We start from the raw sequence: 19,368 nt of genomic DNA, 5'->3' as shown, positions 1-19,368 counted from the left end.
CGGTAGTGCCACCAAAACCCTATTTGGCCCCCGTTCGTCGCCCTGCATATGCGCTGTATCGCCCATCGCGGCTTCGCGGGGCTGTATCCGGAGAACACACTGACAGCGGTGCGACAGGCCGGCCAGCAGGCGGACATGATCGAGGTGGACGTCCGGCAGTGTCGCTCGGGCGATCCGGTCGTCATCCACGACGAGATGGTCGACCGCGTGACCGACGAGACTGGACCCGTCGCGGACATCTCGCTGGCGACGCTACAGTCGATGGACGTCCTCGGCACGGGTGAGGGCGTCCCGTCGCTGGAAGCCGTCCTCCGGGCTATGCCTGACGGCGTCGGGCTCAACATCGATCTTAAAGAGCGCGACCTGGTCGAGTCGGTGATCGATCTCACTAGCGACTTCGACACCGAGATTCTGCTGTCCTCACGCGATATCGACGCCCTGGGGGCTGCCCGGGAGGCCGACCCGGACGTCGATCGCGCACTCTTGGTCGATTCCTCTTCTGAGGCGGGGATCGAACGCGCGGCCAGTCTCGACTGTGCGGCCATCCACCCTCACTGGCGGCTGGTCGATTTCGCGCTGCTCGAACGGGCCCACCGCTCGGACCTGAACGTCAACGTCTGGACGGTCAGCGATCCCGAGAAGGCCCGCGAGTACGAGAAGATGGGCGTCGACGGGATCATCGCCGAGGAGCCGGCGGCCTGTCTGGACTAACCGCCCATCCCGACGAGGTTCTGCCGGAGTTTGATCGTCGCCGTCATCAACGTCGTCGCGGTCATGATGACGAAGACAATCTGGACGTGCAGGACGATCGCTCGATCCAGTCCGGCGACGACCGCAAGCTCCGAGACGGGAATCATCGACCCGAACAACAGCACGGGGAGCAGGTGGCGCAGGAGGGTATCGAGCAGCGTCCCCTGGACGCGGGTGTTCGCGAGCTGGCGCGAGCCGAACCGATAGCCGTAGGCCAGGAGCGCCACCCCGGTCGCTCCCTGGAGTCCCGCGAAGGGCGTTCGCATCGAATCGAGTGCGAGCATCCCGAGCGTCGAGACCGCGACCGCGACCACGAAGACGCCGATCAGGAGTCGGTCGCTCGGTGCCGAAACTCCGCTGCTGCTGATGTACACCGCCCGGAGCGCGAGCACGAGACACAGGACCATGACCAGTATGAACCCCCCGACGAGGTTGAGCAAGACGTCGCCGAAGACGCGGAGGACGATCCTGAGGATGCCCACCACGCCGGACAGAATCGCGGCAACCCCGATGAAGAGGAGATAGCCCCACAGCGTGATCTGGGCGTCGGACTCGGTGGCTCGGCCGTTCCAGTAGGCATAGAGGCCGAACCGGAGGCCGATCACGGTCAGGAGGACGTAGGTGATGAACGCCACGAACGTAAAATTCGCACTGCCGGCAATCTCGTTGAGGCCGAGCCACTCACTAGCCATCTGTCACCAGATGGTCGCGCAGTTGCAGTAAATCTTGCTCCAGGTGCGCTACTGTCTCGTACCGCGTGAGCTTCTGGGCGGCCATCGCTTTCGAGATGACGTTGTCGACCGACCGGGGAACCGTTTCGACCTGCTCGGACGGAGCCACAGCGGACCCTTCGAGTATCTGTCGCTGAACGGGACGGTCGTCCCCGTCGTAGGGGGCCTCCCCGGTAAAGAGTCGGTACAGGATCGCCCCGAGCTGGTAGATATCCGTCGCGTGGTCGATCTCGCCGAACGTGGCGTCGAAGTACTCCGGAGCGGCGTACCGTGGATCGAGATACTCGGAGGGGTCGAAGTGAAAGCGAAACGCTTCGATAAGTCCGACGTGATCGATCAGCGGCGTCAGGCGTTCGTTCTCGTCCATGATCGCACCAGTGTAGGCGATGCTACCCGGATCGAGGCCGCCGTGAATCACGTTGTTGTCGTGTAGCGTCTCGACCGTCCGCGTGAGTGTAATCGCGTTCCAGAGCGCCTCGCCGATCGGGAGCCGGTCGCGATCGGCCAGCGTCTGTTCGGTGTAGGCGACGGCAGCCCACGGCTGTGGTCGCTGCCCGTAATCGTACAGTGAGATGACGTTGCTGGCTGCGCTGACCCGGTTCCACCGGTCGAGCGCGACCGAGAGATACCGCTCGAAGCCGTCGGTGTTCGACTCAGGCTGGCGAAACAGTCGCAGCGCCGTTGCACGTTCGGTCCCGCGGGCGACAGCCAGCGTTCGGTAGTTCTCGGAAAATAGGCCCTGTTCGTGCCCCGCGAGAATCGTGATGTCTTCGAAGGCGCTTTCGGCGAGAATCGCTTCTAGTGTCTCTTCGTCTAGTATCCAGTCTGGACGCTCGTCCGGGGAAGCGTGGACTCCGCCTGACTGCCCGTCGGGCGCTTCCGGCGTCGCTGTGTCGTCATCTGTCGCGTCTGTGCTGGACTCCTCGTCAGCGCTCGTGTCTGGGTCGGATTCGTCGTCGTCAGTCTCATGCGCGCCTTCTTCGGCGGCCGTTTTCGGGCCGGGCTGGCGTTTGACCGGCTCGCCGTCGTCGTTGTAGACTTGTTGGGGGCCGGGGTCTCGACGGTCGCCCGCGAGGCGTGTCCGGCCGACGTCGTGTCGATTGCTCGACGGCGAGTAGATGTGGCTCCGCCGGAATCCGCCGGGCCGGGCGTACGACAGCGGTTCGCGTCCGTCGTTCTCCTCGCGTAGCTCGTCGACGATTTCGTCGACTTCTTCGGGAAACTGTGAGGCCAGATACTCGAAGGCGAACATCGCCTCAGCGCGGACCGAATCGGCGTGGAGCCGGTTGAGAAGGCGACGGATCAGATACGGCAACAGCTCAGGGTCGGCACGGCCTGCCAGACAGATGCCACAGGCGGCACTGAGCCTGAGATGGTCGTCCTCGGCTTCGAGCAGTCCGACCACTCCCGGGAGGAGACGACGGCTCTCGGCGGGCGAGCGGACGAGTGCTGCGATCCGTTCACGAGCGGCCGCTTCGTCGTCGACACCTTGCGATCCCATTGCACACCTTGCTGCATTGATGTAGGTGGAAGGGGGGTATTAAAACATCCCCTTGACAGGTAGTTCTACGATGCGTCGGTTGGTTGTACTGGGGAGTCTAACAACCAGGCATCATGTCCTGAGTGCCGTGCAAGATACAGGGCGCGTCTACAGCAAAACCACGTCGGTTGTCCCGGCGTGAATCAAGCAATACTCATCGGTTGGTCAAACTGCTTTTTTGAAAGCCACTATGAGTTACAATTTCAGCCAGTAATTCACCACAGTGGCCGTCCTCCCGAAGTCGTAGTTACTTTTTTCACTTGCTTGACAAACTCGCAATAATCGATTCGGTGAGGGCAGGCTCCAGTCCAGTGTCCCGGTATCCAGCTGCGAGGTTGACATCGACAGCCCAATATTGACCATTGTCATCTTTGACCAGATCAACCCCGACACCCCGAAGGTCAAATCGTTCAACAAGTTCTCGGAGCGACGCTGCAAGTTCTGGCCTGATCTCTATCTGGCCGATGAACTGTTTCTCCCCGTAGAGCTTCGAGGTGACGCGCCGCCCCGCGACGTGTATCTGTGACCCGTCGTTGACGGCATAATACTTGTAATCGACTGGTTCCGTCGGAATCAGTTCCTGATAGAAATCACCCTCGCCGTTGAGTTCGGGTTCGTGGTTCCAGATGTAGTAGCCTTTAGCGACGTACTCGCCATCAGGTTTCTCGAAGGAGACTTCTGGTGTGAGAAATCCCATCTCCGAAAGCGCCCGAAGACCGACAAGCCGTGAACTGAACAAAATCAACGCCTGCAAGTTGTTCCACAGCACTATTCCCGTCCGTCGAGCATGCCTGAGAGTTGGGAGTGCACTCGGGAGTGTCTTCTTGTTAACAATCAACGAGAGATCGGTGATCTGTTCTGGTGAGAGGGGTGATTGGGGATGGAAGAATCGAACCTGAAAGCCTGCATTCCGAAGACGCTCGCCTACGTCGCGGAACACCGGCTTGCTCTTTTGACACAGGATACCGATACCGCGATTCCTTTCCATACGGCTCTACAGTAGTGTTCAAGCGCGAATTTGAATAGCATTCGGGTGTGTAGCGATTTCAGTAACAGGCATCATGAATAGGGGATGGCCAAACAGGTGTGAACACACTGGCCAGTCCTATCCACTCAATACGGCGGGCGCATTTATTTGTGCAGGTTGTGTACCGTCTCCTGTATGCCTGAAGAAGTTCTGTTCAAATCAGAGAGCGACCAGAGTCGAGAAGAGATTGCATCGTACCTTCGGAAAGTCGCGGACAATCTCGACAGCGGTAACGCTCTCAAGCTGAAAGCAGGCTCCGAATCTGTAACGCTGAATCCCCCTGCCCGACCGACCTTCGAAGTCAAAGCTGAACGCGAAGGCCCGGCTGGCAACATGACTGAACGAAGTATCGAGTTCGAACTCGAATGGGACGAAAACGACGGTCAGGAGGGTGGCGGAAGTGGACAGTTAGAAATCGAGTAGTCATTTCGGACGCACGCTGAGCAGCTGATTCAGGGGTACAGGTCTGGAACAAATGTAGCCTCTGTGCTGGCTTCACTCTCTATATCTTGCACGGCGAGTGTGACGAGATTCTGATGGAATGTGTCTCTCTGTGATCAATTCCCGGATACCGTTTGAACAACGACAAGCATACGCGGCGCATAGCGCCGCGTTTCCCCGGACTCGCCAACGGCGAGTCCGGCCTTTTCCCCAAGTTTTTGCCGCGATGGGTTCCCGCAGGGCCGTCGAAGACGGCCCGAGGAAACCCGAGCGGGAAAAAGTGGTCTCTAGAACATCCCCTTGCCCATCAGTTCGCGGGCGATGATGTTCTTCTGGATCTCGGTGGTGCCCTCGTAGATCTGGGTGATCTTGGCGTCGCGGTAGAACCGCTCGACGGGGAAGTCGTTGACGTAGCCCGCCCCGCCGTGGATCTGGACGGCCTCGTCGGCGACCTCGACGGCCACGCGGGAGGCGTACTCCTTGGCCATCGAGGCGAGCATGGTGAGCTGATCGCTCTTGTTGTCGACGCTCCAGGCCGATTTGTAGGTGAGCTGGCGGGCTGCCTCGGTCTGGGTGTACATGTCAGCGAGCTTGTGCTGGATGGCCTGGAACTCGCCGATGGGCTTGCCGAACTGCTCGCGTTCTTGGGCATAATCGAGTGCGGCCTCGGCCGCGCCTTTGGCGATCCCGACGCCCTGGGCGGCCACGGCGGTCCGGGTCTCGTCGAAAAACTGCATGAGCTGGAGGAAGCCGCCGCCCCGCGTGCCGACGAGGTTCTCCTCGGGGACGCGGACGTTGTCGAAGATCAGTTCAGCGGTATCGGAGGCGCGAATCCCGAGCTTGCCGGTGATCTTCTCGGCTTCGAAGCCGTCGCGATCCGATTCGACGACGATCTGGGAGAAGCCGTTGTACCGCCCCTCGGCCTCGGGGTCGGTCTTGGTCATGACGACGAAGTAGTCGCCGACTGTGCCGTTGGTAATCCACATCTTGTTCCCGTTGATGACCCACTCGTCGCCGTCTTTCTCGGCGCGAGTCGAGATCGAGGAGACGTCGCTACCGGTATCGGGCTCGCTGATGGCCGTGCCCATAATGGCGTCGCCGGCAGCGACCGGTTCGAGCCAGCGCTCTTTCTGTTCTTCGGTGCCGAAGCCCATGATGGCGTCCGAGCCGAACGAGGCGGCGATGATCGAGAGAGCGATCCCGGGATCGACTGCGAACAGTTCCTCGGTGATGATCGCGACGTCCAGTGTCGAGTAGCCCGCCCCGCCGTACTCCATCGGGATGTTTGCTCCTGTGAGCCCCATCTCGGCGGCCTTGTCGACGATCTCGTGGGGGAACTTCTCGGCCTCGTCGTACTCCGTGGCGACCGGCTCGATCTCGTTTGCGGCGAACTTCCGTACCTCTTCGCGAACCTGTTCTTGGTGATCCTCGAGTTCGAAATCCATGTGGGTGTGTTACAATCACCAAACCATAATGGTTTGTAATCACAAATAAATCTACAACGCGTTCATAAACGGCTGGCAGGTTCCCCCCTGAGAGAAACGTTAAACCGTCCCCCAGATGTGAATCCGAATGGAGAATCATGGACATCGACGATATCACTACAATCTCGGTACTGGGTGCCGGAAACATGGGCCACGGCATCGCGGAGGTCGCGGCGATGGCGGGCTACGACGTCGTGTTGCGGGACATCGAAGAGGAACTGGTGCAGGACGGCTACGAGCAGATCGAGTGGAGCCTGAACAAACTCGCCGAGAAGGACCAGCTGACCGACGAAGAAGCTGAGGCGGCCATCGAGCGGATCACGCCGCTGGTGGACCTCGAAGAGGCAGTCTCGGACGCGGACGTCGTGATCGAGGCCGTCCCGGAGGTCATGGACATCAAAAAGGAGGTCTACACCGAAATCGACGAGTACGCCCCCGAGGAGGCGATTTTCGCCACCAACACCTCCAGTCTCTCGATCACCGACCTCTCGGAGGTCACCGACAGAGCCGAGCAGTTCTGCGGGATGCACTTCTTCAATCCCCCGGTGCGGATGGACCTGGTCGAGGTCGTCTCCGGCGCGCACACTTCGGGGGAGACGCTCGACGCTATCGAAGACCTCGCCGTGGCGATGGACAAGACGCCGGTTCGCGTCCGCAAGGACGTTCCCGGGTTCATCGTCAACCGCATCCTGGTGCCGCTGATGAACGAGGCGGCGTGGCTGGTCGAAGACGACGTGGCCTCGATCGCCGAGGTCGACTCGACCACGAAGTTCGACATCGGGCTCCCGATGGGAAGCTTCGAACTGGCCGACTACGTCGGCATCGACGTCGGCTACCACGTCCTCGATTACATGAACGACGAACTGGGCCAGCGTTACGAGCCCTGTCCGCTGATGGTCGAGAAAGTCGAGGCCGAACAGTACGGCCAGAAATCCGGCGAGGGCTTCTACGACTACGAGGACGGCGATGGTGCTGACGTCCCGATGGACGAGGCCGACGAGACCGTCAAAGCCCGGCTCCTGGCCGCGCTCGCCAACGAAGTGGCCTACCTCATCGGGGCGGACGTCGCCTCCGCCGAAGAGATCGACACCGCGGTCAAACTCGGCGGCCGCTGGCCGAAGGGGCCGGCGAAGATGGCCGACGAGTACGGACTCGCCGAGCTCTACGACGTGATCCAGGAGGCTCACGAATCCAGCGGCCATCCGCGATACGAACCCTACGAACACTTCGCGGAGTTCGCAGAGCAGGGCGGCTTCTACGACGATTCGGGTGACGAGGAGGGGAGCGTCGACTTCGAGACGATCACGCTGAGCTATCCCGGACAGAAAGTCGCACACATCGAACTGAACCGCCCCCAGCAGATGAACAGCATCTCGCTGGAGCTCATCGAGGAGCTGGACGCCGCGCTGGACGTCGTCGCGGACGACGACTCGGTCCGCTCGCTACTCTTGACGGGCGCTGGCGACCGGGCGTTCTCCGCCGGGGCGGACTTCATGAGCATCGCCGGGAGCGGTGCGGACCCATTCGAGGCGGTCGAACTCTCGAAGTTCGGCCAGGAGACCTTCGGCCGACTGGAGGAGATCGAGATGCCCGTGGTCGCCGCCATCGACGGCTACTGTCTCGGCGGCGGGATGGAGCTAGCGACCTGTGCAGACGTTCGCGTCGCCACGACTCGCTCCGAGTTCGGCCAGCCGGAGTTCAACCTCGGACTGCTGCCGGGCTGGGGCGGCACCCAGCGCCTCCAGCGGATCATCGGGATGGGCCGTGCCAAGGAGATCATCTTCACGGCCGAGCGCTACCCCGCCGAGGAGATGGAAGAGTTCGGCTTCGTCAACGAGGTCTACGAGCCAGCTGAGTTCGAGGAGCAAGCCCAGGCGTACGCCGCGAAACTGGCCGGCGGCCCGCCACTGGCGATGCGCTACACCAAGCGCGCGATGAGCAAAGGCTGGGACGACCACGAGACCGGCCTGGAAGTCGAGTCGATGGGCTTCGGCCACGTCGTCGGCAGCGAGGACGTCCACGAGGGCATCAACGCCTTCTTCGGCGACGAGGAGCCGGAGTTCGAAGGGAAGTAGGGACGCTCAGGCGGCGAGCAGTTTTCGTAGCGTCACCGCGAGTTCCTCGAACGAACCGATGTCGAGTTCGTCGGTCGTGACGAGAACCCCGTGGTCGCCGACGATGACTCGCGCGACGAAGCCGTTCGAACACACGCGGATCGTCGCCACATATTCGCCGATCTCGGGTTCGGTCCCGTGTTCTGCCGAGAGCCTGTTGAACCGTCCCTGGCTGGCGAAGCCGAAGCGCTCGACGTCGACGAACTCCGAGCGCGTCCGGCGGCCGACCGGATCGTCGGCCAGGTCACGACGGAGGTAGACGACTTCGTGGTCGCTAGGCGTGAAAGTGATCACGCTCCGCAGGGAGTCACCGAGGGTCGTTCTCGCGGCACTGACGACGCTGTCGCTCCGGCGTGCGGGTGCTGTTGACATGCATACTCTACGCGCCCTGCGTTTATCCTCTTCTCGCAAGCTGTCGGTCTCGGAGACGATCGACGACCAAAGAGTTACCTCCGTGCCCGTCCCCGCTTTCGGTATGTCCCGCCAGACACCGCTCTACCAGCGCCACACCGATCGGGGGGCGCGCTTTACGGACTTCGGGGGCTGGGAGATGCCCGTCGAGTTCGACTCGATCCGCGACGAACACGACAGCGTCCGCGAGACCGTCGGGAAGTTCGACGTCTCGCACATGGGTGAGATAGAACTCGGGGGTCCGGACGCGCCCGAACTCCTCCAGCGACTGACGACCAACGACGTCTCGGGACTTGACCCCGGCGAGGCCCAGTACACGGCGATCACCGACGCGGACGGGATCATGCTCGAGGACACGGTGGTCTACCGTCTCCCCGACGGCGAGACCTACCTGTTCGTTCCCAACGCCGGCCACGACGAGGCGATGGCCGAGCGCTGTGCGTGGATCCGCGAGGAGTGGGACCTCGAGGCCACAGTCGACAACGCCACGACCGGCTGGGCGATGCTCGCCGTCCAGGGGCCCGACGCGATCGACCGCTTCGAGGCAGTGGCCGGCAGCCCGTTCGACCTCGGCCGATTCGAGATCGGAGAGCGCGAGCTCTCGGGCGTCGACTGCCTCGTCGCGTCGACGGGCTACACGGGCGAGCGTGGGTTCGAGATTTTGGCTCCGTGGGGGGACGCCCCTACAGTGTGGGACGCCTTCGACTGCCAGCCCTGCGGGCTCGGGTCGCGTGACACCCTCCGGATGGAGATGGGCTTTCTCCTCTCCGGGCAGGATTTCGACCCCGAGGACGAACCCCGTGATCCCTTCAGTGCCGGGCTCGGGTTCGTCGTCGATCTCGACACCGAGTTCGTCGGCCGAGACGCGCTGGAAGCCGTCTACGAGGAGGGCCCGACCGCGGAGTTCGTCGGCGTGAAACTGATCGACCGCGGGATTCCGCGACACGGCCATCCGATCACCACCCCGGCGGGCGAGGAGATCGGCCACGTGACGAGCGGCACGATGAGCCCGACCCTGGGCGATCCCATCGGACTGGGCTACGTCGATAGCGAGCACGCGAGCGCGGACACGCTGGTCAGAGTCGTCGTCCGGGACGAACCGAAGAAAGCACGTATCAGGACCACGCCATTCGTAGATAGATGAGCTTCGAAATCCCCGCGGACCTGCGCTACCTCGACTCCCACGAGTGGGTCCGCACGACCGACGGCAGCGCAACGATCGGCATCTCCGACTTCGCACAGGACGAACTCGGCGACGTCGTCTTCGTCGAACTTCCCGCGGAAGGCGACGAGATCAGTGCCGACGATGACTTCGCCGTCGTCGAGTCCATTAAGGCGGTCTCTGACATCTACGCGCCCGTCTCCGGAACGGTGACGGCCGTCAACGAGACGCTGCTCGACGAACCCGAACTGATCAACGAAGACCCCTACGGCGAGGGGTGGCTCGTCGAAATCGACCTCACAGACGAGAGCGAACTCGAGGACTTGCTCGACGCCGACGCCTACGCCGAGCAGATCGAGTAGCTGTCTGTTCTCGCGGTGCGTGTCGATTATCCTTCCACGGCGGCTCTGATCTCCCGGGCGAGATCGCCGTACCGTTCCGTTCCCGTTCCCTTCTGGACGTAGCCGGTGATGTCGGCCGACTCGGCGACGGCTTCGATCTCCGTGCTGTCCTTGCCGGTAAAGAAGAAGAAGGGGAGTCCCGGCGAGCGCTCGCGGACGGCTTCGAGAAACTCGACACCGGTCATCTCGGGCATCGAGTAGTCGCTGACCACGCAGTCGAACGACGCTGCTTCGAGTTCCTCCAGCGCCGCTGGTGCACTCGTGACAGTTTCGACATCGAGTGCGTCGTCTTCGCGTTCGAGGAAGGTCTGGGTCAACTCCAGGACCTCCGTATCTTCGTCGACGAGCAAGACGGTGATCGTGTCGGCCATCTACGGTCCAGTAGGGGAAGGACGGACTTGTAGTTTGACCCTCCGTGGCGTGTTCAGATTCCAGACATCGTCCTCCCGACCGCAGCGTGGTCTGGTCGATCCGGACCGTATCCAGCCTGGGCGGACCCCGAGTCGAACGTCCAAGGGGGTTTGACCGCCTCTGCCTTCCTTTTCACTTCGAATAGCTACTCGGACAGTTCGTCCGACTCCGAGATTTCGACCGCTATTCTCGCGTCGGTGTCCAACGTCGACGTGAATTCGAGGTATTCTCCCGTGTCCAGTAACACTCTCACGGACACGTCTTTCGGAACTGAGTCCGGAAGGACAATCCTCTCTTCCAGTGTCTTCTCAGTCTCTCCTCGTATCTCTGCTGTGGTGGCGTGATACTCCGTATTCCCATCTTGGTCAGTTACGATGATCGCGAGTGTGTGGGCCTGTGTCGATTTATTGTCTATCGAGATCGGGATTGTACCCTCGGCATCTGTTCCTGTACAGCCAGCAATACTCAGCGAGATCACACCCGCAGCACACACCACAAATTCTCTCTTCGTATACTCCATGAAATCTATAGTCGAAATAGGGCCGTACTACGTTATCATAGTGGGTGGCTGGTTCAGAAGGATACCTGCATGAAAGAACGACCGTGGTGTTTTTGCGGTCGCCCGCCTCAGCGAGCGTATGGACGAGGCCGCGCCGACCATCCTTCTGACGAACGACGACGGGATCGACACGACTGGCTTTCGCGTTCTCTACGATACCTTGAGCGACGTGGGGGACGTCACGGCCGTCGCGCCCGACAGCGACAAGAGCGCTGTCGGGCGTGCCATGTCGAGTTCGGTCTCGGTCGAGGAACACGAACTCGGCTACGCCGTCGCCGGCACGCCCGCCGACTGCGTCGTCGCCGGCGTCGAGGCACTGGTCCCGGACGTCGACCTCGTGGTCGCGGGCTGTAACGACGGCGCGAACCTCGGGGCGTACGTGCTGGGCCGTTCCGGCACTGTGAGCGCGGCCGTCGAAGCCGCCTTTTTCGACGTGCCGGCAATCGCCGTCTCGATGTACATTCCAGTCCGCGAGGACGTCACCTTCCAGTCGATCTCGGCGGAGTACGACGCCTACAGCGAGGCCGCGCGCGCGACCGAATATCTCGCGAAACATGCCTTCGGGGCCGGCGTGTTCGACCACGCCGACTACCTCAACGTCAACGCGCCGATGGCGGGCGGCGAGCACGGGCCCCTGAAAGACGGCGAACGAGCCCCTATCGAGATCACCGAACCGTCGACTGTCTATCAGATGGACGCCGTCCGCGAGGGCGACCACGTCCAGTTGCACGACCGTATCTGGGAACGGATGGCCGACGGCGACATTCCGGATCGGGACGGAACCGACCGCCGCGCAGTCGTCGACGGGAAGGTTAGTGTCTCGCCACTGACGGCCCCGCACACGACTGAGCATCACGAGGCACTGGACGCGCTGGCCGAGACGTATCCGGACGCCTGGTGAACCGTTCGAAAACGAAAGAATAGACGCCGGCGGCTAGTCTTTCATCTGCTGGAGCTTGTCCAGTAGTTCGTTCTGGTCGGCGTCGGACTCGAAGTCGATGCTGCCGTCGTGGTCGTTCTCGTGGACGTTGACGGCTTCGTCGTCGTCGTAGTCTGCGTCACTCTGCTGGTTCTCCTGTTCGGATTCGTCGTAGCTCCCAAAGCCCATTGTGAGTACAGCTACCCGAGCCAGCACCAAAAGGGGTGTGACTCTCGCGGCGTGTGACCAGCGTTGACATTCGGACAGGGCCGTGATGGCTGTTGGCGCAGTCCGGAGCACTCATTTCGCGGCGCGTCCGTGTCCCAGTATGAACGACACCGTTCGGGACCTCCTGGCCGCGAACGACGCCCACGCCGCCGCGTTCGATTCGCGATTCGACCACGTTCAGGACGCCCAGTATCCCGACGCCGTCACTGTCTGCTGTTCTGACTCTCGGGTCCTCCAGGACCACATCTGGGGAAACGACGAGCCCGGACAGTTGTTCACCTGCGCCAATATCGGCAACCGCGTGATCCAGCGTACCGACCACGGCGAGGTCGTCTCCGGTGACGTCCTCTATCCGCTCGTCCACACGGAAACTGACACCGCCATCGTCGTCGGTCACACCGGCTGTGGCGCTGTTACGGCGACCTACGATCATCTCACCAGCGGGCTCTCGGACGCACCGGGGATCGAACACTGCATCGGCTTGCTCGCGCCCGCCCTCGAAGCCGGCGTCGACGCGCTTGCCGACGACGTTTCCCGCGCGGCGGCGATCAACCGACTCGTCGAGTACAACGTCGACCGGCAGGTCGATGCCCTACTCGAAAGCCCGGACGTCCCCGATCACGTCGACGTCGTCGGTGTCGTCTACGATTTTCAGGACGTCTACGACGGCCGACGCGGCGAGATCCACGTGATCAACGTCGCCGGTGAAACTGACGTCTCGCTGTTGAAGGAATCGTATCCCGACATTGCCGATCGATTCGACCGGCTGTGGACACCCTGAAGACAGCTATTGCTCGCGGCTGCCCATTGTGACGAGGTCGGCGGCGTCTTCAGCGAGCGCGACGGCGTCGGGGCCGAACGAGTCGGCATAGCGAACGACCAGCAGGAGGACACGCTCGGGGTCGACCAGCCTGTATCCGGACTCTCGCGTCAGCAAACCCGCGGACTCCAGTTCCGCCGCGCACTTGCTGACCGTCGGCCGCGAGACGTCCACGGCCTCGGCGATGTCGCCGCCGGCCGCGTCGGCGTCTTCGAGGAGGGTCAGGATCATCCCGCGCGGCGTCTTCCGGCGAAGATGCGACAGCGCCGCTTTTTCGAAGTCGTCGAATCGACCAGCGGGCACGAATCGGCGGTAGTCCCCGTCTTTGTAGCTCTCGATCCGGTCGTCCTCGAGTAGCTGTCGGAGGTGGTGCTGAGTCTCGCCGGTCCCCAACTGGAGGTCGTCGCGAACCTTCGAGAAGTGCGCGCCGGGAGTCGCTTCGAGGTAACCGGCGATGGCTGCGCGTGCGTCCGACTCGTCGTCGGATTCAGCACTTGCACCCCCGGCGAAGCGGGCGAACGATCCGGCCGTCCCCAACGCGGCGAATCGTCGGAGGGTCGCCCGCTTGCTCTCGTCGACCCCCTGATCGCTCATTGCACCCTTGTAAGCGATCCACGCCTAAAATAACTTCGCAATACAGACCCCGACGGCGGGGGTGTCGCTCGTCTAGCTCGATCGCGGGCTGTCGTCGGAACTGCCGTCGTCGCTCTGCCCGGTCCCGTCCTGTTCGTTGAACGTCTCCGAGCCGGGCATGTCCGCGTCCATCTCTTCGATGACCTCGTCCGGATCCTTGATGTTCGTGTCGTCGGCGCCGTGTTTGACGGCCTGGGCCTGCTCTTCCATCTCCTCGACGTCGACCTCGGCCTCGCTGTCGATCTGGCCGAGGATCTCCTCGATGTCGTCCAGACCGAGCATCTCGCGGGTCTCGGCGTCGAAGTCGAGTCCTTCGAGTACGTGGCCGTTATCCTTGACGTCGCTGCCGGTGAGGTGTTTGCCGTAGCGGCCGATCATCGACGTCAGCTCCTGCGGGAGGACGAACTTCGTCGACTCGCCCTTCCCGATCTCTTCGAGGGTCTCCATACCGCGCTCGATGACAGCCCGCTCGCCCATCGATTCGGCGGATTTCGCGCGGAGCACGGTCGAGATGGCGTCACCCTGTGCTTCGAGGATCTGACTCTGCTTCTCACCCTGGGCGCGGATGATGTTGGACTGCTTCTCACCCTGGGCCTCCTCGACGGCGCTGCGCCGTTCTCCCTGGGCTTCCAGGATCATGGCACGGCGGCGGCGCTCGGCGGAAGTCTGCTGCTCCATGGCCTGCTGGACGTCTTTGCTCGGGTTGACCTCCCGAACTTCGACGCTCTCGACTCGGACGCCCCACTCGTCGGTGGGCTCGTCCAGTTCCTTCCGGATGCGTGCGTTGATCTCCTGGCGCTTGTTCAGCGTGTCGTCCAGTTCCATGTCACCCAGCACTGCGCGCAGCGTGGTCTGGGCGAGGTTCGAGACGGCGCGCTTGTAGTCGTCGACCTGCAGGAACGCCTTCTTGGCGTCCATGACCTTGATGTAGACGACCGCGTCGGCCGTAACGGGAGAGTTGTCACGAGTAATCGCTTCCTGTCGGGGCACGTCCAGCGTCTGCGTTCGCATGTCGAAAGTGTGCGTGTTCGAGACGAACGGCGGGACGAACGCGATCCCCGGCTCCAGAAGCTTGCGGTACTCCCCGAGGACAGTTAGCGCCTTCTTCTCCGTCGCGTCGGTGATCACGACCATCTGCCAGACTACTGCGACGGCGATCGCCAGCAGCACGACGCCGACCAGTAGTAGACTGTCGAACCCACCTACTTGCAGCGGGACCAGTTCGAGCATACATCCGGGGCTTCGGGGTTCCTAACTAAAAGTGTTCGGTGAATACAATTGTCAGGCAGTGTCGAGATCCTGCTCGGGCTCCTCGTCGGCACGGTCGCGCTCTCGTGCCAGTTCGCGATCGATCTCGTCTACTTCGTCGAGATCTTCGTAGTTAGCGACTGTGAGGACGTTCCCTCCACCGGGATCGACGACGATGATCTGCGTGCCTTTCGGGATCGGCTCGTCCATCGCGCGCGCCTGGAAGTTCGGGTTGAAGCCACCCTCGTCGAGTTTGACCTGCCCGCCCGTTCCGGTGACGCGTTCGGTCACTCGCCCCGTCTTGCCCCGCAACGAGTCCGAGTCACTCGTCTGGGCGGTCCCCTTGCCACCGTAGAAGTCGAACTCGCGATAGCCGTACATCGCCACACCGCCGAGGATCATGACCGTCGCGGCGAGGACAAGTGTGGTCGCGAACAGGCCCAGCGATGCCGGCAGGGCCAGTCCCACCAGGCCGGCCCCGAGCAGGGCGATTCCCAGAACGATGAAGTGCGCGCCCGGTGCGAAGGCCTCGGCGACGACGAGCCCGGCACCCGCCAGTAACAACAGCGTCGGCAGATCGAGTCCGAGCAACTCTACCATATCTCCGCGTTCGGTCGCCGGCAGGATAATCCTTCGGTCGACGCCGCTACCCCATCAGGAGGTAGAACTGCAGGAAGAACAGGAGTGCGAGGACCGCGCCCGCGACGACGAACAGCGTCCCCTCGACCGACGGCGAGCCGGCCTCGATGGCCTCGCTGTCGCTGGAGAACGAGCCGAAGACGTTACCGCCTACTGCGCTCTGTTCTGTCTCGTCGGCCTCGTCGTCTTCGAGATCCGACAGCGAGTAGCGCCACTCGCCGTCTTCGTCACCGGGCTGCTCGGCGTTCGCAGACTGGTCGTCGTCAGCTGCCGCGTCGGCGTCTGCTCCAACCTCGCCTGTTTCGAACGACCACCCGTCGTCCTCGTCGTCTGCCATACCCTCTCTCTGGGTTGCGTCCCAAAATGCGTGGCGCTCTGGTCGTGCAGGGTCGTCGCGAACCGCCGAGCGCTACTTCACGCGCGTCCCGACCGGCGCGTCCTCGTGGGTCGTCAGCAGGTCGGCCTGCTCGCCCGCAGCCAGGACCATCCCGTTGGACTCGATGCCGAACAGTTCCGCCTGCTCCATGTTCGCCAACAGGATGACTTTCGTCCCGGGGAGCTCCTCGACGTCGTGGAGCTGTTTCAGGCCAGCGACGACCTGTCGGGTCTCGACGCCGATGTCGACTTCCAGCCGGAGGAGCTTGTCCGAGTCCTCGACGTCCTCGGCGGTCTCGATCCGCCCGACGCGCATGTCGATTCCCTGGAAATCCTCGAAGCTGATCCGATCCTCGACGAGCGATTCGATATCCATGCTCTCTGATTCACTGTCGGCGCCTTCGTCGCTTTCGGTTCCATCGTCCTCGCTCTCGGTCGCTTCCTCGACGCGGGCCTGCAGCTTCTCGTTGAGCTGTTCGACGCGTTCGTCCTCGATCTTCTCGAAGAGTTCGCCGGGTTCGTCGAACGCGCCTGGCGGGGCCTCGTGGACGTCCGCGACCGTGGCTTCGTGGACGCTCCCGTCTTCTGCGAGCTGGTCCCACAGCGCCGCGGCCTTCCCGGGAGTAAAGGGCTCCAGCAAGATGGCCAGCGCTTTCGCGATCTGGACGCAGTCCCGGATGACCTGGGCCGCCCGCTCGGGATCGTCGTCAGTCAACTTCCAGGGCTCGTTACGCTGGATGTACTCGTTGCCGAACGCCGCGAGGTCGACCGCCGCACCGCCGGCCTTCCGGATGGAGTACTCGTTGAGCGCGGCCTGATACTCTTCGACGGCCTCGTCGATGCGGTCTTCGACTTCCTCGCTCACTTCTGCGTCCGGCGTCCCGTCGAAGTTGCGGTGGGCGAACAGGAGCGACCGATAGAGGAAGTTTCCGACTGTGCCCACCAACTCGCCGTTGACGCGCTCGCGGAACTTCGCCCACGAGAAGTCCACGTCCTGCTGGAAGCCGCCGTTCGTCGCGAGATAGTACCGCAGCAGGTCCTCGTGGAACCCTTCCTCCAGATATTCGCGGGCCCAGACCGCCCGATTCCGGGAGGTCGAGAAGCCCTTGCCGTTGAGGGTCATGAAGCCGCTGGCCATGACGGCGCGGGGCTCGTCGTAGCCCGCGACCTTCAGCATCGCCGGCCAGAAGATGGTGTGGTGCTGGATGATGTCCCGCCCGATGATGTGGACGATTTCACCATCTGCTTTCCAGGCCTCTTCCCAGTCGTAGATGTCGGCGCCGACGCGCTCGGTGTACTGCTTGGTCGAGGCGATGTACTCGATGGGGGCGTCGACCCAGACGTACAAGACGAGGTCGTCGCTAGCGCCCGATTCGTCGCCCTCAATTTCCGGGTAGTCAAAGCCCCAGTCCAGATCCCGGGTGATACACCAGTCCTGCAGGCCGTCCTCGATCCACTGGCGGGGCTGATTCCGGGCGTTGCTCGTGCCTTCGAGGCGGTCGAGAAAGTCGGTGAGATACTCCGAGAGTTCCGAGACCTCGAAGAACTTGTGCGTGCGGTCGCGGTACTCCGCGGGGTTGCCCGAGATGGTCGAGATGGGGTCCTCGATCTCGCCGGGTTCGAGGTGGCGGCCACAGCCCTCGTCGCACTCGTCGCCGCGGGCCTGTGCGCCACAGTAGGGGCAGGTCCCCTCGACGTAGCGATCCGGGAGGGGCTGGTCGTCCTCGGGGTCCCAGGCGACCTTGATCTCCTTCTCGTAGACGTACCCCTCCGATTCGAGGGCGCGGACGATCTCGTGGGTCAGCTCGCGGTTGGTCTCGTCGTGGGTGTGGCCGTAGTTGTCGAACTCGACCGCGAACTTGGGAAAGGTCTCCTGGTACTGCTCGTGGTACTCCAGGGCGAACTCGGCGGGGTCGACGCCCTGCTGGATGGACTGGACGGCGATGGGCGTGCCGTGCATGTCCGACCCGCAGACGAAGGCGGTCTGCTGGCCCAGGTTCTCCAGGGCGCGGCTGAACACGTCGCCGCCGACGTACGTCCGGAGGTGGCCGATGTGCAGGTCGCCGTTGGCGTAGGGCAACCCGCAGGTCACCACCGCGGGCTCCTCGGTCGGAAAGTCCTCGTGGCTCATACCCTCTGTTACTGTGAAACGAGTCAAAAACCCGCTGGTTTCGGGCGAACGTGTACTGAACGATTTCGTCGTAACTACTAACCCAGAGACACGAGACGGAACGCGTATGCAGAGACAGGGAGGGTCGGCGAGTGGAGACGAATGAAGCAATTCATCGGAAACTCAACGGAATCGGCCTGCTCCTTGTAGCACTGTATATCCTTATCGCCGTACCAGTAGCTGGCAGTGTAGTACTAGGGGGTGGCGACCTCCTTGTCTTGCTCATGATTATAATGCTGATCGCCAGCGGTGTGCTGTTTCTCGGCGGCATCTCGTACTTCCTCGGATAGCGTAGATACGAGGATCGAATAAAGAGCAGACGTCCAGACGCCACTCACAACCTCTCGACAGAGAGTGCCATACCGCTGTTTAGTTGTTGACGTCCCGGAAGCGATAGCGGTAGGGCTGGTCACGGATGACCTCGACGTCGCCGCGCTGGGCGCGCCGCCCGAGCACGGTGGCGATGCGGTGGGCGCTGTCGAACTCCTCGCCGTGCTGCTCAAGCAAGTCGAGGATTTCGCGCGCTGTCAGCGGTTCGTCGGCGTCGGCCTGCTCTAACACCGACCGGATCCGCTCGAACTCCCCGTGACGTATGCGCATACGCTTACAATAGGCCTACTCCCCCATTAAACGGCGTCAGACATCCGTCAGACGGCGTCTCAGCGAAAATCGCACGACGCCGTCCGCCCCTCCATGAGAATCGATGTCAGACGATGGTGTGTGGACGTGTCACACTGGCTGGTCGAACTCGTCTTCGAGGTTACGCTCTGCGCGGTAGGCCTGGACAAAGCCCTCGATGTCGAATTCGGCCATCTGAGTCTCGAATTCACGGGCCATGTCGTCGTTCTCGACGTGGCTGATGGCGTGTTCCATCAGTTCGACTAGTAACTCGACGACGACGTAGTGCAGGCGCTCGGCGTCGAAATCACTGATCCAGACCAGCGCCGCACCGACCTGGCCGTCGTCCGAGACGTCTGCGACGGCGATCTCTTCGGGGAACTCCTCCATGACGCTGCCCATGAGGTGGGGCATCGAGAACTCCTCGTAGTCGTCGTCGGTGTCGATCACGGATCGCAACTGGGCGACGATGTCCTCGGGAACGAACCTCGCCAGCGGGTGGACGTCCATCACGATGGCGTGGGTGTCGCCACAGTCACAGGAAAACTCCCGCATACCGAGGTCGAACTGCCGCAGGGAGACGGTCTCGCCGCAGGGTAGTTCGAGGTCCGCGCCGGGGCCGCCAGGGACGCGTGGTTCTGCCATTGGGCCGGCTTGGGCGAGCGCGCGGTTAAATTCCGCGATGGT

At 62.6% G+C, this 19,368-nt stretch carries 23 protein-coding genes; 8 read left to right on the top strand and 15 right to left on the bottom strand.

What is annotated here, in order from left to right; translation table 11 throughout:
- Window positions 1-48: 48 nt before the first annotated feature.
- Complete coding sequence (locus tag DV733_RS02985) at window positions 49-711, top strand: glycerophosphodiester phosphodiesterase (RefSeq protein WP_049993711.1); 663 nt, start codon at window positions 49-51, stop codon at window positions 709-711.
- On the opposite strand, the gene DV733_RS02980 is transcribed toward DV733_RS02985, so the two are convergent.
- The 3 genes from DV733_RS02980 to DV733_RS17595 form a co-directional block, all read right to left on the bottom strand.
- Window positions 708-1,442, bottom strand: coding sequence for a hypothetical protein (locus DV733_RS02980; RefSeq protein WP_049993710.1), 735 nt, complete (start codon window positions 1,440-1,442; stop codon window positions 708-710). The two genes, DV733_RS02985 and DV733_RS02980, sit on opposite strands and share 4 nt — an antisense overlap.
- Window positions 1,435-2,982: a protein kinase family protein gene (locus DV733_RS02975; RefSeq protein WP_049993709.1), complete on the bottom strand. Its 1,548-nt coding sequence runs from the start codon at window positions 2,980-2,982 to the stop codon at window positions 1,435-1,437. The genes DV733_RS02980 and DV733_RS02975 overlap by 8 nt, the downstream gene beginning before the upstream one ends.
- A gap of 295 nt (window positions 2,983-3,277) precedes the next feature.
- Entirely contained in the window at window positions 3,278-4,009 is a 732-nt protein-coding gene (locus DV733_RS17595) for an ATP-grasp domain-containing protein (protein WP_237560482.1), read from the bottom strand.
- A gap of 174 nt (window positions 4,010-4,183) precedes the next feature.
- Between DV733_RS17595 and DV733_RS02965 the strand changes: the two genes are divergently transcribed.
- A complete protein-coding gene (locus tag DV733_RS02965) occupies window positions 4,184-4,471 on the top strand; it encodes an amphi-Trp domain-containing protein (RefSeq protein WP_049993707.1) in 288 nt (95 codons plus the stop codon).
- A 305-nt stretch (window positions 4,472-4,776) separates the two neighbouring features.
- Here DV733_RS02965 and DV733_RS02960 read toward each other — a convergent pair whose 3' ends face one another.
- Complete coding sequence (locus tag DV733_RS02960) at window positions 4,777-5,934, bottom strand: acyl-CoA dehydrogenase family protein (RefSeq protein ID WP_049993706.1); 1,158 nt, start codon at window positions 5,932-5,934, stop codon at window positions 4,777-4,779.
- Between the two features lie 137 nt (window positions 5,935-6,071).
- On the opposite strand from DV733_RS02960, the gene DV733_RS02955 reads away from it, so the two are divergent.
- Complete coding sequence (locus tag DV733_RS02955) at window positions 6,072-8,048, top strand: 3-hydroxyacyl-CoA dehydrogenase/enoyl-CoA hydratase family protein (protein WP_049993705.1); 1,977 nt, start codon at window positions 6,072-6,074, stop codon at window positions 8,046-8,048.
- A gap of 6 nt (window positions 8,049-8,054) precedes the next feature.
- Here DV733_RS02955 and DV733_RS02950 read toward each other — a convergent pair whose 3' ends face one another.
- Window positions 8,055-8,459: a DUF7522 family protein gene (locus DV733_RS02950; protein WP_049993704.1), complete on the bottom strand. Its 405-nt coding sequence runs from the start codon at window positions 8,457-8,459 to the stop codon at window positions 8,055-8,057.
- A 103-nt stretch (window positions 8,460-8,562) separates the two neighbouring features.
- Here DV733_RS02950 and gcvT point away from each other — a divergent pair, with 103 nt between their 5' ends.
- Window positions 8,563-9,642, top strand: coding sequence for a glycine cleavage system aminomethyltransferase GcvT (gene gcvT, locus DV733_RS02945; RefSeq protein ID WP_049993703.1), 1,080 nt, complete (start codon window positions 8,563-8,565; stop codon window positions 9,640-9,642).
- Window positions 9,639-10,022 carry a glycine cleavage system protein GcvH gene (gene gcvH / locus DV733_RS02940; protein WP_049993702.1) on the top strand — a complete coding sequence of 128 codons (384 nt, stop codon included), beginning with the start codon at window positions 9,639-9,641 and terminating at the stop codon, window positions 10,020-10,022. Before gcvT ends, gcvH begins: the two co-directional genes overlap by 4 nt.
- Window positions 10,023-10,048: 26 nt before the next feature.
- Here the strand turns inward: gcvH and DV733_RS02935 are convergent, their stop codons facing one another.
- Together DV733_RS02935 and DV733_RS02930 are read right to left on the bottom strand one after the other, a co-directional pair.
- On the bottom strand, window positions 10,049-10,432 hold the full coding sequence (locus DV733_RS02935) for a response regulator (protein ID WP_049993701.1): 384 nt from the start codon (window positions 10,430-10,432) through the stop codon (window positions 10,049-10,051).
- A 185-nt stretch (window positions 10,433-10,617) separates the two neighbouring features.
- Entirely contained in the window at window positions 10,618-10,992 is a 375-nt protein-coding gene (locus DV733_RS02930; RefSeq protein WP_049993700.1) for a hypothetical protein, read from the bottom strand.
- 118 nt (window positions 10,993-11,110) lie between these two features.
- Between DV733_RS02930 and surE the strand changes: the two genes are divergently transcribed.
- Window positions 11,111-11,932, top strand: coding sequence for a 5'/3'-nucleotidase SurE (gene surE / locus DV733_RS02925; RefSeq protein ID WP_049993699.1), 822 nt, complete (start codon window positions 11,111-11,113; stop codon window positions 11,930-11,932).
- 33 nt (window positions 11,933-11,965) lie between these two features.
- On the opposite strand, the gene DV733_RS02920 is transcribed toward surE, so the two are convergent.
- Window positions 11,966-12,139 carry a DUF5786 family protein gene (locus tag DV733_RS02920; RefSeq protein ID WP_049993698.1) on the bottom strand — a complete coding sequence of 58 codons (174 nt, stop codon included), beginning with the start codon at window positions 12,137-12,139 and terminating at the stop codon, window positions 11,966-11,968.
- A 139-nt stretch (window positions 12,140-12,278) separates the two neighbouring features.
- Here DV733_RS02920 and DV733_RS02915 point away from each other — a divergent pair, with 139 nt between their 5' ends.
- Window positions 12,279-12,959 carry a carbonic anhydrase gene (locus tag DV733_RS02915; protein WP_049993697.1) on the top strand — a complete coding sequence of 227 codons (681 nt, stop codon included), beginning with the start codon at window positions 12,279-12,281 and terminating at the stop codon, window positions 12,957-12,959.
- Window positions 12,960-12,965: 6 nt separating this feature from the next.
- On the opposite strand, the gene DV733_RS02910 is transcribed toward DV733_RS02915, so the two are convergent.
- The 5 genes from DV733_RS02910 to metG all read right to left on the bottom strand — a co-directional run bounded on the left by DV733_RS02910 (window position 12,966) and on the right by metG (window position 18,024).
- Window positions 12,966-13,592, bottom strand: a complete 627-nt coding sequence (locus DV733_RS02910) for a winged helix-turn-helix transcriptional regulator (protein WP_049993696.1) — start codon at window positions 13,590-13,592, stop codon at window positions 12,966-12,968.
- Between the two features lie 72 nt (window positions 13,593-13,664).
- Complete coding sequence (locus DV733_RS02905) at window positions 13,665-14,861, bottom strand: SPFH domain-containing protein (RefSeq protein WP_049993695.1); 1,197 nt, start codon at window positions 14,859-14,861, stop codon at window positions 13,665-13,667.
- Window positions 14,862-14,912: 51 nt separating this feature from the next.
- Window positions 14,913-15,479, bottom strand: coding sequence for an NfeD family protein (locus DV733_RS02900; RefSeq protein WP_049993694.1), 567 nt, complete (start codon window positions 15,477-15,479; stop codon window positions 14,913-14,915).
- A 46-nt stretch (window positions 15,480-15,525) separates the two neighbouring features.
- Complete coding sequence (locus tag DV733_RS17590; RefSeq protein ID WP_049993693.1) at window positions 15,526-15,855, bottom strand: DUF7312 domain-containing protein; 330 nt, start codon at window positions 15,853-15,855, stop codon at window positions 15,526-15,528.
- 72 nt (window positions 15,856-15,927) lie between these two features.
- A complete protein-coding gene (gene metG, locus DV733_RS02890) occupies window positions 15,928-18,024 on the bottom strand; it encodes a methionine--tRNA ligase (protein ID WP_049993692.1) in 2,097 nt (698 codons plus the stop codon).
- Between the two features lie 131 nt (window positions 18,025-18,155).
- Here metG and DV733_RS02885 point away from each other — a divergent pair, with 131 nt between their 5' ends.
- Complete coding sequence (locus DV733_RS02885) at window positions 18,156-18,353, top strand: hypothetical protein (protein WP_049993691.1); 198 nt, start codon at window positions 18,156-18,158, stop codon at window positions 18,351-18,353.
- Between the two features lie 79 nt (window positions 18,354-18,432).
- Here the strand turns inward: DV733_RS02885 and DV733_RS02880 are convergent, their stop codons facing one another.
- Together DV733_RS02880 and DV733_RS02875 are read right to left on the bottom strand one after the other, a co-directional pair.
- Window positions 18,433-18,663, bottom strand: a complete 231-nt coding sequence (locus DV733_RS02880; protein WP_049993690.1) for a hypothetical protein — start codon at window positions 18,661-18,663, stop codon at window positions 18,433-18,435.
- Window positions 18,664-18,792: 129 nt separating this feature from the next.
- Window positions 18,793-19,326 carry a DUF5815 family protein gene (locus DV733_RS02875; RefSeq protein ID WP_049993689.1) on the bottom strand — a complete coding sequence of 178 codons (534 nt, stop codon included), beginning with the start codon at window positions 19,324-19,326 and terminating at the stop codon, window positions 18,793-18,795.
- Window positions 19,327-19,368 lie beyond the last annotated feature (42 nt).

Origin of the sequence: Halapricum salinum, from assembly GCF_004799665.1 — an archaeon.
Lineage (GTDB): Archaea > Halobacteriota > Halobacteria > Halobacteriales > Haloarculaceae > Halapricum > Halapricum salinum.
The sequence above is the reverse complement of the archived record's forward strand: the minus strand, read 5'-3'. Positions and strand labels throughout refer to the sequence as shown.